Source organism: Halobacillus shinanisalinarum, from assembly GCF_022919835.1.
In the GTDB taxonomy this organism is placed as follows: Bacteria; Bacillota; Bacilli; order Bacillales; family Halobacillaceae; genus Halobacillus_A; species Halobacillus_A shinanisalinarum.
In genome coordinates, this window is sequence record NZ_CP095074.1 from 2,119,335 (window position 1) to 2,132,104 (window position 12,770).

The window sequence follows — 12,770 nt, forward strand, 5'->3', positions numbered from 1 at the left end:
ATTCCGGCTGAGGCGGTTACTATTGACCTGAACCGCTTTCAGCTTTTTATTTTCCTGAAGAGCCTGCCAGAACTATAATAATGTCCCCTTCTTAGATAATGACCTCATTAGATGTTGACGGATAATTTTCTAGATGAATATCTTCTAACTAATGTCAACACCTAGGGGTGGAGAGGCATCATTGACTAGCTGGTTGCTTTTTCAGAGATTTCGTTTGCGAACTGACTGTGATAAAGCTCGGCATAGAAACCGTCTTTCACTAACAGTTCATCATGCGTGCCTTGCTCGATCACGCTGCCTTTATCCATAACGAGAATTGTATCTGCGTCCTTAATCGTGGAAAGTCTGTGAGCAATGATGAAGCTTGTTCTTCCTTCCATTAATTCACTCATGGCCTGTTGAATATGGCTTTCTGTTCTTGTATCCACACTGCTGGTTGCTTCATCTAACACAAGGATTGCAGGATCCGTAATGATCGCACGAGCAATAGTGATAAGCTGCTTTTGGCCTTGTGATATATTGGACGCTTCTTCATTCAGAACCGTATCGTAACCTTCAGGAAGTGTTCGAATAAAATAATCAGCATGCGCGGCTTCAGCTGCTTGTATAACCTCGCCTTCAGTGGCATTTTCACGACCGTAGGCTATATTATCTCGTATCGTCCCATTGAAGAGCCACGTATCCTGGAGCACCATGCCGAATAAGCTACGCAATTCTCCACGTTTTACATCACGAATGTTAACACCATCAATTGTGATTTTTCCGTTGTCTATCTCATAGAAACGCATCAATAGATTGATCAGTGTTGTCTTCCCAGCTCCAGTCGGTCCTACAATCGCTACTTTTTGACCTTGCTCTACATTTACTGTCATATCGCTAATCAAAGTGACATCTTTTTGATAGCCAAAATCGACACCCTGAAAACTCACGGATCCCTTTGCAGATTGAATCGTCTTCGCACTCCCAGATACCCATTCTTCCTCTTCATCAAGAACTTCAAAGACGCGTTCAGCTGATGCAACCGTAGATTGAATGACATTTGCTATGCTTGATACTTGGGTAATCGGTTGAGAAAATTGTCTGATATATTGGATAAATGCTTGGATACCACCGACTCCGATCGTTCCTCTCGTGACAAGCAGCGCACCAATTACACAAATTAGTACATAAACAATATTATTAACAAATTTCAGGATTGGCTTAATCATTCCGGAAATAAATTGTGCTTTCCAGCCTGATTGATAGAGATTCTCATTTATTTTTTTAAATCGGTCAATAGACTGGTCCTCACGCCCGAACGCCTTGATAACCTGATGGCCTGAATACATTTCCTCTACGTGGCCATTCAATTGCCCGAGAGCTTTTCGCTGGCCTATGAAATAGTTCTGTGAGCGAGCAGCCACTTTCTTCGTTATGATAAAGCTTAACGGTAAGGTTATAAAAACAATCACAGTCATTAACGGGCTAATGGTAAGCATCATCACCACAACGCCAACCAGTGTCACGATGGCTGTAATGAATTGTGTAAGACTTTTCTGTAGTGTACTACTGATATTCTCTAGATCGTTAACGGCACGACTTAATAAGTCACCATGTGTACGTGAATCAAAATATTGGAGCGGGAGACGAGAAAGTTTTTCGTTCACTTCTTTACGGATGGTATAGACGGTTTTTTGCGCAACCCCCGCCATAATATATTGTTGAATGTAACTGAATGCGACACTCAAAAGATAAAGTACACCTAAAATTATTAAGGCTGCCTGGATAAAGTCAAAGTCAACCCTAGCATTTGGAATGGTATTCATTTTCATCACCATGGATTGAAATAACCCTGTTGTAATCATTCCAATGATTTTTGGACTCAGAATGGCGAAGAATGTGCTGAGGATAGCCGTTAAAAGTACCTTTAGCAATGAAACTCTATGAGGTTTTAGATAGCCGATCAGTCTTTTTAGTGTTCCTTTAAAATCCCTGACCTTTTGCTCTGGTTTTCCTTTACGACGGTTTCTTTGCTGTTTTTGACGTTTCTCGCTCATGCCGTTTCCTCCTCTGAAAGCTGTGATGATACAATTTCTTGGTAAATCTCACAGCTTTCCATTAGCTCTTGGTGTGTTCCAACACCTGCCATTTCCCCATGATCTAAAACGATAATCTGGTCCGCATCCATAACCGTACTGATCCTTTGGGCAACGATGAACACAGTGGAATCAGATGTCTCCTCTTGAAGGGACGCACGCAGCTTGGCATCGGTTTTAAAGTCAAGGGCTGAGAAACTATCATCAAAAATATAAATACTAGCTTTCCTTATTAGGGCACGGGCAATGGAAAGGCGCTGTTTCTGTCCACCCGAGACGTTTGCGCCTTTTTGAGCGATAACAGAGTCGAAGCCATTCTTCGTCTCTAAAATAAAGTCTGATACTTGAGCAACATCCGCTGCCTTCCTTACCTCTTTATCTGTCGCCATTTTCTTTCCATAGCGAATATTATCTGCAATTGTCCCAGAAAATAGAACCGATTTTTGAGGAGCAAAACTGATGTTATTTCTCAAATTACTCTGTGACATGTCACGTGTATCGATACCATCTATCGTAATGGTGCCATGATCAACATCATAGAATCTTGGGAGGAGATTAATAAGTGTCGACTTTCCTGCCCCAGTGCCACCTACAATAGCTGTCACCTCCCCGGGTTTGGTAGAAAATGAAATGTTTGAAAGCACAGGTTCCTCCGCTCCCGGATAGCTGAACGTTACATGATCAAACTCCACAAACCCCTCTAGTCTGCGTCCGTGCTTATCTTCAACTGGATCCTTAGCTTCAGAAACTGTATCGAGCACCTCATTAATCCTGCTAGCTGAGACCGAGGCGCGGGGAATCATGATGAGCATCATCGATGACATAATTAAGGAAAACATAATTTGCATGGCATATTGAATGAAGGCCATTAATTCACCGACTTGAAGATTTCCATTGCTAATCCGAATACTCCCAAACCATATAATGGCAATGATTGAAAAGTTAAGGACAAACATCATAATCGGTGTCAACGTTGCCATAATCTTGTTAACCTTAATTGCCGTGTTGGCAAAATCCAAGTTTGCTTCATTAAACCGATTCCGTTCATGAGTAGTACGGTTAAAAGACCGAATAACCCGAATGCCGTTCAGCCCTTCCCGAAGAACGAGATTTAGCCGATCCAACTTCTTCTGCAACGCTTTAAAAAGCGGGAGTCCTTTTTTGGCCACAACGATGATTGCAGCAACGATGATAGGAACAACTGCGATAATAATCAATGACATGGCTGCGTCTGTAGCTACGGCTATGAAGATTCCCCCGATAAACATCATTGGGGCCATAATCAATACCTTCAGCATCATTGTCAGCACCTGCTGAACCTGCATAATGTCATTCGTCGTTCTGGTAATAAGAGAGGAGGCACCGACTTTATCAAACCCTTGCAGTGAAAAATTTTCAATATGTGTGAACATTTTTTCACGAATAATTTTTCCAAAGCCCATGGACACTTTCGAGGAATAGAAGCCTGCTAGGATCGAAAACACCACACCGCCTGCAGCTACTAACAACATGAAGCCACCTATTTTTACAATATAGGAAATATCACCATTCACGATTCCTTTATCCACAACATTCGCCATTAGGGCAGGAAGAAACAGCTGAGATAGGGATTGCAAAAGTGTTAGCACTAAAATAACTATGATAGGAATGCGATAGGGCTTTAAAAATTTGAACAATTTCATCATGTTTCATCACCTCCACTCATTTCGAATTGATCCAAGTTTAACTTATCATTAAAGTGAGTGTTCAAAAAGTAGCCAAATGAGAAGGTCGGCAAAGTCGCCATGATACGCGAGCAATGTCGACACTAGCACGTCCTGTTTGGTGGCGGCGTAGCTCCTGAGCATCAAGGAAACCTTCTCCGAAACGACCTCGCACAAAGGAAAAGTATCCTTCTTTTCCAAGGAATGAACTTGCACACGACGTGCTAACTTCTACGTTGTGCACAGGGACGTGCACGGTTTTAATAGAAGTTCCACTGTTGCTTATTGATAAGTGAGTAGCGAGGCATCTTCAGAGAATATCCTTCTTCGCTGCCTTGCACCGAGGAATTTACTTCTTTGAATAGGCTTGTACACACAGGTGCTCACGCTCTTCAAAAGCAAGTCAACGAAGAGACTCGCCTCTTATCATTTGGTGACTTTTTGAACATCCCCTCAAAGTTTAAATTATAATGTGAATAATATAAATTATAAATCCTGTTTTGTTTTGGCTTCATCTATACGAAAAAAACCGGGGTGAATGATTCACCCCGGAGTGTTAACAAAGTAACGTCTACACTGCCTTACTATTTCATAGGCAAGTATTAAAGTAAGCTATCAAGGTCCAAGTCAACATTGCCAGAGTCGTTGACACTGCCGTTACCAATGTCGCTCAAAATTTGTGTTACGTCTAACATAATGTCACCTCCAAGGCTTTTATTTCTTATTCATTACAACTAAGTCTTATAGCAAATCGCTGATGTCTGCATCTACATTGCCAGAGTCGTTGACACTGCCGTTTAGAATGTCGCTCAAAATTTGTGTTGAGTCTAACATGATGTCACCTCCAAGGCTTTTATTTCTTATTCATTACAACTAAGTCTTATAGCAAGTCGCTGATGTCTAAATCAACATTACCAGAGTCGTTGACACTACCGTTACCAATGTCGCTCAAAATTTGTGTTACGTCTAACATGATGTCACCTCCCATAGTTTTTATTTCTTCATCGTTACAAGTAAGCCTTATAGCAAGTCGCTGATGTCTGCATCTACATTGCCAGAGTCGTTGACACTACCGTTACCAATGTCGCTCAAAATTTGTGTTACGTCTAACATGATGTCACCTCCCATAGTTTTTATTTCTTCATCGTTACAAGTAAGCCTTATAGTAAATCGCTGATATCTGCATCTACATTGCCAGAGTCATTGACACTGCCGTTTAGAATATCGCTTAGAATTTGTGTTGAATCAAACATGATGTCACCTCCAATGGCATAAGATTTTTGTTCTCAAAAGGAGCAATAGAATACTCGCCTTAAGGTAGAGTTAAATTTAAATAATTTAAAACATATTCTTTTTCATAGTTTCAGCTAAGTGTTATAGCAAGTCGCTGATATCCACACCAATATTTCCGGAATCGTTGACACTGCCGTTTAGAATGTCGCTTAAAATTTGCGTAATATCTTGCACAGTCTCACCTCCCTTATCTTTCTGCATATAGCTATCGAATCAAATAGGCAATTGGATCACTTTTTTTATAGTTTTTTTTAAAACAATCTATAAATTGATCTAAACCCACTTTTATAACAAAGCCTGAATTCCTTTTATGACAGGAAAAATTGCACCTTTAAAAGGTTAAGAATAACTAAAGAAATCTTATCAAAAATTTTTTTGATTCTACCTCCGTGACAATAAAGTTGTTCTCTTTATTAAGCAATCGCCCTCTTATCCTGAAGACTCGGCTTCAAGACACTTGTGTCCGTTTCTGAAAGCCCCTCTACCTTTGATGAGACTAAGTAAATTTTCCCTATTGTTTGGATTCTGTAGAGTTAGGCAAAAGTTTTCGATCATTTCGTATTCATGAATTTCATATTTGATGGTAGTTGTTTGTATTTCATTGGATGATCAACAATATCATAGGCCAATTTTAAATCATCCTTCTGCCAATCAGGTAAACCGTCCATTACATCCATAGGTTCTTCCTCTTCTGCTGTATGTAAATCTAGTTCAGGCAAGGACACAATTCGTCCAGTATTTACATTTAAAAAGGCAAGATATTCCTTCATTTGCCTGTCCATTCCTTCTACAATACCTTTAATAATTACGGAAGTTGACATCTAAATCCCACCAGTGATTTTCTAATCCAAACGCTAGAAAATACGATTTATTATGGCTTGTCAATAAGTGTGACCTCTCTTAACTGACAAAACACCATTATGGCTTAGCTTGAATCAGCCTTACTTTTTCCTGCATTCACTCAATTATTATGCATATAAACCACCTTCTACACCCATGCTAAAAAAATGATCTATCAACGGAAAGAGGTGCCACAATGGGTTGGTTATCAATTATTCCTTTCGTTGTCGTAATTATTGCGGCAATTTGGACAAAGCAGGTGGTTCCGAGCTTACTATTTGCCGTGATTGTTGCCGGTTATTTAGCAGAGCCTCACTGGTTAAATGGTATGCTTACTGCTGTGCAATTCATTATCCAAGGGCTTCAAGATGAAAATAATTTAAAAATCATCATTTTCCTATACGCTTTTTCCGCCATGATTGGTCTTGTACGTATGTCAGGGGGAATTAAAGGATTTGTTAAGGCAGCTACAGAAAAGATAGAGAATAAGCGAGGAGCATTTATATTATCATGGTTGTCTGCCGTAGGAACGTTTAGTACACCGAGTTTTCGTATTGTGACGATCGGTCCAGTAATGAAGGCGATGCGCAAGAAAATTCCGATGTCAAAACAGGAGATCGGTTTCGTTATTGAAACGACGGCCTCGCCACTCGTGGCTGTTATACCTGTTGCGACAGCGTTTGTGGGTTACATGACATCGGTTGTAGAGCTATCCATTCATCAGGCTGGGACATCTGGAGACCCCTATACCCTTTTTTTACAAAGTATTCCGTTTAACTTCTTTGCCTTTGCGATGCTGCTTCTCGGATTTTATTTAAGTTTCTTTCATCGTTCGAAAAAAAAGGCAACAGATGCGGAGAAAAAAAGTAATCAAGGAGACAATGTGCAGGACAATCAGGACGATGATGACAAGTGGGAGGATTGTCACCCCTCCCTGAAAAAAGATCTCCCTGCAAAGCCATGGAATTTGATAATGCCACTTGCGAGCGTCATTATACTTACGTTTGGATTTATGTATGCGATCGGCGTCGAAAAAGGAAAGTCGGGATTTCAGGCGTTAATTAATGATAATGTGCTAGGTGCCATGGTATTAGCGGTTGTCTTAACACTAATTTGGTTTGTCGTGTACTTGAAATTTTCTAAGGAACCGCTTCGCAAACAGATGAATGAGTTGATTGAGGGCGGCAACGAGATGATGGGGGTTATCTTGTTGCTTGCGATGGTGTGGGGACTGAGTAAAGGAACTGAGGCACTTGGCTTTGCGGAAACGATCTCCAGTTGGTTCAATTGGATTCCATCTGGATATGTAGCTGTTGTTATTTTTGTTTTAGGTTGTGGACTTGCCTATTTCATTGGTTCAGCATGGGGCGCATGGGGAATTCTGATGCCTGTTGCGCTTTCTATCGCGGTAACGGCGGGCAGTTTTCTCCCCATTGTGATAGGTGCCGTGTTTGCAAGTGGAACGTTTGGTGCCTTTGCTTCCCCCCTTAGTGATGATACGAATACGACGGCCGGAATTTTGAACTTAAATACGATTGAGTACGCTAAATTCAAACTGAAGCCGGGGTTGATGGCGGCAGGTGTGGCAGCTTTAGGTTATTTAGCACTAGCGCTCTTCATGTAGAAAAATCCTCACCAACGGTGGTGAGGATTTTTCTACATAATGAGAGCGTTTGTCTTGGAAAATGGAGCGTTCAGGATGAAAAGGGAGCGCTTGACTTGAAAAATAAAGTGCTCACGCTCACCAGGGAGAGAACGCAATCTATCCTTAACCAATCACAGATTGGAGGACTGCTTTTTGTACATGCAAGCGGTTTTCAGCTTGCTGGAAGACAGCAGATCGCGTTCCGTCAATGACACTTGCGGTAACCTCCTCTTCACGGTGTGCTGGAAGACAGTGTAAAAAGTGTACATCAGCTTTAGCTTCTTTTAATAACTCATCATTGACTTGAAATCCTTGGAATGCTTGCATGCGTTCTTCTGCTTCTTTCTCCTGCCCCATGCTCGCCCAGACGTCTGTATACACAACATCTGCACCCTCAACAGCCTTCATAGGATCATCTTCTACAACAACAGACCCACTATTTTCTACTGCCACTTGCTTCGCTTTTGCTAAAATGTCAGTATCTGGTCCATATCCTTTTGGTGAAGCAATAACGATGTCCATGCCCATCTTCGCTCCAAGAATCATAAATGAATGAGCCACATTATTTCCGTCGCCAACATAAACGGCTTTAACCCCAGCCAATCTCCCTTTTAATTCTAGAATTGTAAAAATGTCTGACAGCGCCTGACAGGGATGGTATTGATCACAGAGTCCATTAATGACAGGGATAGTGGCATGCTTGGCAAGCTCCTGAAGCTTTTCATGTGATGTCGTTCGATACATGATAGCGTCGACATAGCCTGATAAGACTTTTGCTGTATCTGAAATTGTTTCGCCACGCCCGATTTGGATGTCCCGGGAATTCAAGTAAAGTGCATGGCCGCCCATTTGAAACATACCCACTTCAAAAGAGACACGGGTACGCGTTGACGACTTTTCAAAAATCATGCCTAGTGTCTTTCCCGCTAAGATGTTGTTATGAGGATTTTCTTTTAAATGTTGCGCTTGCGCGAGCAGCCCGGATATGTCTGTTTGGGAAAAGTCGAGCCATGTATTTACATTTTTCCCCTTCAATGAATAAGTGTGGTTCATCATTTCATACATTAAATTCATCCTAATTGCACTCCTTCTCTTGGACTCCCAGGCAACGGGGTCGGTCTGTACGGGTTTGAATGCAATGAAGTTATATAAGCTTCAAAGGTTTCCTTTTGACTGAAAACGGTAATTCCGTATTTCAATGCCTGGATTCTTCTTTCCTTCGCTTCCGCTGTTTGCTGATCATTTACATATATACTCGCTTCCTTTGTCTGAACCCATTCTGAAAATGGAAGTTTATTCGGTGACTTCTCATGTGCGAAAGTAGTTTCCGCAAAACATACGTTTTCCTCATAAAAGTGCGGCAGATGTTCAAATACTTTGGCCAGTGCTTCCTGGACAGTCTGCCCGAGGCACATGCCTTCACCGGTTGATTTCATATTAGCATTCAGTTTGTGATCAAGCTCTGGTAAAGCATGGTCGGAAAACAGCGGGTACTTAATGGCCACATGCTGAAATTCCGGTTGTGGTAATTTGCTTATTTGAAGAGAATCATCACCAGCAAGAATACGTGTCGCAAGATCAATCAATGAAGTGTTTGATACTTTACTGACGATCGGCACCGTACGGCTGGCACGCGGATTTACTTCAAGCACATATGCCGTGTCCTCAGTTAAGAGGAATTGAATGTTCATAATGCCTTTATAAGAGACATGCTGTACTATTTTTAAAGCGTATTCCTTGATCGTTTCCTTCACGCTTTCATTGATGGTTGATGGAAAAATGGCCATACTATCGCCAGAATGAATCCCTGATGGCTCAATGTGCTCCATAACTTCCGGGATGAAAGTGTCCTCTCCATCAGCCGCCAGGTCCACCTCTACTTCCTGACCTGTTAAAAATTGATCAAGCACGATTGGATAGTGACGGGCTTCTGTTTCCGCAAGGGCCGCCTTGAGTTCGTGTTCGCTATTCACTTTCACCATGCCTTGTCCGCCGATGACATAGGATGGGCGGCACAGGAGTGGATACGTATAGGAGCTTGCTGCGTCCAAGGCTTCCTCCATCGTGTGGCACATCGCCCCGGGAATGTGCGGAATATCTAGACTTTTTAACAAGGAATAAAATTGATCACGGTCTTCAAGTTGGGCGATCGTATCAACTGTGACTCCGGTAAGTGGTAGCCCTGCTTCTTCAAGTTGGGCCGCAATGTTGATCGCGGTTTGGCCGCCGAATTGGGTGTAGATGTGGTCGATATGTTCGTGTGCGACGATTGCTTCAATGACTTCTTTGTTGATTGGTTCAAAATATAGGCGGTCAGCGGTTTCGTAATCGGTGCTGACGGTTTCTGGATTGTTGTTAATCATGATCGTCGTCCAACCAAGCTCCCGCAATGTTTCGATGGCTTTGACGGCACTATAATCGAATTCGACGCCTTGGCCGATCCGGATCGGTCCAGCCCCGATGATGAGCGCTTTTTTATCGGATTTGAGCGGCTCGATTTCGTTGTTGCCTGAATAAGTAGCATAGGCGTAGTTGGTGGCCGCTTCAAATTCAGCGGCACAGGTGTCGACCATCTTGTAGCTCGGATAAAGATTATAATTTTTCCTTAGTTGTGTGATGGTTTCCTCGTTCGCCTTGATCAGCTTGGCGATCGAGTGATCTGTAAATCCATAAGTTTTTGCCTGTTGCAAAAGTTCCGTTGGCAAGGTTTCACTCGTGTACGTTTGAATCGATTGCTCCATTTGCACAAGGTTTTTCAGAATGTTTAAGAAAAATAGATCAATCGCTGTTTCGTTGTGGATATGTTCCATCGTATTCCCTTGACGAAGCAGTTCTAAAATGGCGAAATAGCGCAGATCTGTTGGGTGTTTCAAGTGTGTCATCAGGTTACTTGGATCAAGTGCTGGAATCGTCTGATCAAGGGACTCGATGGCTTTTTGAAAAGCGCCTTCTAGTGTGCGGTCAATCGCCATCACTTCACCAGTTGCCTTCATTTTCGTACCAAGCTTACGGTCAGCTTGAGGAAATTTATCGAACGGCCATCTTGGGAATTTAACGACAACGTAATCGAGTGCTGGCTCAAAGCTTGCGTATGTTGTTCCAGTCAGTGGGTTTTTCAACTCATCAAGGGTATAACCAAGAGCTATTTTTGTTGCCATTTTAGCGATCGGGTAGCCGGTCGCTTTGGATGCAAGTGCAGAGGAACGACTTACCCTTGGATTGACTTCGATAACATAATATTGCTGACTGTTTGGATCAAGAGCGAACTGTACGTTGCAGCCGCCAATCACCTCTAGTTCAGAAATAATTTCAAACGCCGCTGTTCTGAGCATTTGATATTCTTGATCTGTTAGTGTTTGTGATGGGGCCACTACGATGGAATCACCTGTATGGACACCAACGGGATCGAAGTTTTCCATGTTACAAACGGAAATACATGTGCCATTCTTATCGCGCATCACTTCATATTCCACTTCTTTAAATCCAGCGATGCTTTTCTCAATGATAATCTGACCGATTGGGCTCGCTTTCAGACCATTTTGAATCAGGTCTTTTAACTCTACTTCGTTATCGGTAATCCCGCCCCCGCGTCCGCCAAGGGTATAAGCAGGGCGACTAATGACGGGATACCCTACACGTTTGGCAAAAGCTACAGCCTGATCCACGCTTACGATTACTTCACTTTCGGGAACAGGCTGGTTGAGTTCGCTCATCAGCCCACGAAACAATTCGCGGTCTTCTCCTTGCTGGATCGAGGATACACTCGTACCTAAGAGCTCTACTTGATAGGTTGCTAAAATACCATGCTTATCAAGCTCGACCGCCAAGTTCAACGCTGTTTGCCCTCCGAGTCCAGCAAGTAATGCGTCTGGTTTTTCTTCTTTTATAATCGCTTCGATACTGTTCACCGAAAGCGGTTCACAGTAGACAGCATCTGCCATCTTGGTATCCGTCATAATCGTTGCAGGATTATTGTTAACGAGCACAACTTCGTACCCTTCTTCTTTGAGAGCGAGACAACCTTGGGTTCCAGAGTAATCAAACTCTGCCGCCTGCCCGATCACAATTGGCCCTGATCCGATCACGAGAATCTTCTTAGACATAGGCTTTCTCCCCTTTCGTTGTTGTCACTAGCTCGAAGAAGTTATCGAATAACCATAGTGCATCCTCAGGTCCTGGCTTCGCTTCCGGGTGAAACTGTGCAGAGAAAATCGGTAAGCTATCATGCTTCAGCCCTTCAACCGACTGATCATTCACATGCGTAAAACAGATGTGGAGTGCTGTATTTTCCAGGCTATCTTCATCTACAACGTAATTATGGTTTTGTGAGGTTAGAAACACTCTCCCTGTTTTGAGATCTTTCACCGGATGATTAGCTCCACGATGACCGAAAGAAAGCTTCTTCGTATCCGCTCCAAATGTGAGAGCAATCACTTGATGACCGAGGCAAATGCCTAGTGTCGGGTAAGATTCAAGTACGATCTTCAACTTTGGCAAAAAAGATGCGGTGTCCTTTGGGTCTCCTGGACCGTTTGAGAGAACGACACCATCTGGGCTGAGTTCATCTATGGCATGGAGTTCAGTGAAGGGGACAACCGTCACGCGAACACCTTTTTCTAAAAGACGGGTTAAAATCGACTGTTTGAAGCCAAAATCGATTAACGCGATGTGTTTGGTGCCTTGGCCGTAAGTGGTTGGTTCTTCACCTTTTGCCTGGAAAATTTGTTCTTTGGCAGGGAGACCTTTAGGCTTGGTTGGTGTCGTTGCCAGTGCGGCCTGGCGGGTTCCTCCTGTGCGGATCGCTTTTGTAACTTCTCGAGTATCGACGGCTGTTAGAAAAGGGATCCTTGCTTTTTGCAGATAGTCTTTAAGAGAAGTTGTAGCTTTGTAATGTGACGCTGTATCGGCGCACTGAAGCATGACAACACCTTTCACCTGTGGTTTGCTGCTTTCGAAATCATCTTCATTGATGCCGTAATTCCCGATGAGCGGGTAGGTGAAGACGACGATTTGGTCCTGATAGGATGGGTCTGTCAACACCTCTTGATATCCAGTCATACCGGTGAAAAAGACGATTTCTCCTTCGACGGGGTCAGCCCAATCTTCAGATGCTTCGCCTTGAAATTGTTGACCGTCTTGTAAGGTAAGATATCCTTTTTGCATAGCTAAACACCTCGCTGTACGTTGTTATTTATAGGTTGCGGGCTCACCGCT

7 protein-coding genes are annotated in these 12,770 nt (G+C 42.8%); 1 reads left to right on the forward strand and 6 read right to left on the reverse strand.

The annotated features are described in order from the left end of the window. Positions 1-185: 185 nt before the first annotated feature. The 3 genes from MUO14_RS10480 to MUO14_RS10490 form a co-directional block, all read right to left on the reverse strand. Positions 186-2,036 (reverse strand): ABC transporter ATP-binding protein, encoded by a 1,851-nt coding sequence (locus MUO14_RS10480; RefSeq protein WP_244755161.1) that lies wholly within the window; start codon positions 2,034-2,036, stop codon positions 186-188. Then, positions 2,033-3,760 (reverse strand): ABC transporter ATP-binding protein, encoded by a 1,728-nt coding sequence (locus MUO14_RS10485; RefSeq protein ID WP_244755162.1) that lies wholly within the window; start codon positions 3,758-3,760, stop codon positions 2,033-2,035. The genes MUO14_RS10480 and MUO14_RS10485 overlap by 4 nt, the downstream gene beginning before the upstream one ends. Positions 3,761-5,622: 1,862 nt before the next feature. Further along, entirely contained in the window at positions 5,623-5,892 is a 270-nt protein-coding gene (locus MUO14_RS10490; RefSeq protein ID WP_244755163.1) for a hypothetical protein, read from the reverse strand. Positions 5,893-6,107: 215 nt separating this feature from the next. On the opposite strand from MUO14_RS10490, the gene MUO14_RS10495 reads away from it, so the two are divergent. Then, positions 6,108-7,535 carry a Na+/H+ antiporter NhaC family protein gene (locus tag MUO14_RS10495; RefSeq protein WP_244755164.1) on the forward strand — a complete coding sequence of 476 codons (1,428 nt, stop codon included), beginning with the start codon at positions 6,108-6,110 and terminating at the stop codon, positions 7,533-7,535. Positions 7,536-7,679: 144 nt separating this feature from the next. Here MUO14_RS10495 and argF read toward each other — a convergent pair whose 3' ends face one another. The 3 genes from argF to MUO14_RS10510 are packed head-to-tail and all read right to left on the reverse strand — an operon-like array spanning position 7,680 to position 12,719. Further along, the gene (argF, locus tag MUO14_RS10500) at positions 7,680-8,630 is read right to left on the reverse strand and encodes an ornithine carbamoyltransferase (protein ID WP_244755165.1); all 951 of its coding nucleotides are present in this window, start codon (positions 8,628-8,630) and stop codon (positions 7,680-7,682) included. Beyond that, on the reverse strand, positions 8,627-11,659 hold the full coding sequence (locus MUO14_RS10505) for a carbamoyl-phosphate synthase (glutamine-hydrolyzing) large subunit (protein ID WP_244755166.1): 3,033 nt from the start codon (positions 11,657-11,659) through the stop codon (positions 8,627-8,629). The genes argF and MUO14_RS10505 overlap by 4 nt, the downstream gene beginning before the upstream one ends. Next, positions 11,652-12,719: a carbamoyl phosphate synthase small subunit gene (locus MUO14_RS10510; protein WP_244755167.1), complete on the reverse strand. Its 1,068-nt coding sequence runs from the start codon at positions 12,717-12,719 to the stop codon at positions 11,652-11,654. The genes MUO14_RS10505 and MUO14_RS10510 overlap by 8 nt, the downstream gene beginning before the upstream one ends. Positions 12,720-12,770: the final 51 nt, after the last annotated feature.

Coding starts and splice junctions, on each gene's coding strand:
- MUO14_RS10480 (WP_244755161.1), bottom strand. CDS start 2,036: ATGAGCGAGAAACGTCAAAAACAGCAAAGAAACCGTCGTAAAGGAAAA.
- MUO14_RS10485 (WP_244755162.1), bottom strand. CDS start 3,760: ATGATGAAATTGTTCAAATTTTTAAAGCCCTATCGCATTCCTATCATA.
- MUO14_RS10490 (WP_244755163.1), bottom strand. CDS start 5,892: ATGTCAACTTCCGTAATTATTAAAGGTATTGTAGAAGGAATGGACAGG.
- MUO14_RS10495 (WP_244755164.1), top strand. CDS start 6,108: ATGGGTTGGTTATCAATTATTCCTTTCGTTGTCGTAATTATTGCGGCA.
- argF (WP_244755165.1), bottom strand. CDS start 8,630: ATGAATTTAATGTATGAAATGATGAACCACACTTATTCATTGAAGGGG.
- MUO14_RS10505 (WP_244755166.1), bottom strand. CDS start 11,659: ATGTCTAAGAAGATTCTCGTGATCGGATCAGGGCCAATTGTGATCGGG.
- MUO14_RS10510 (WP_244755167.1), bottom strand. CDS start 12,719: ATGCAAAAAGGATATCTTACCTTACAAGACGGTCAACAATTTCAAGGC.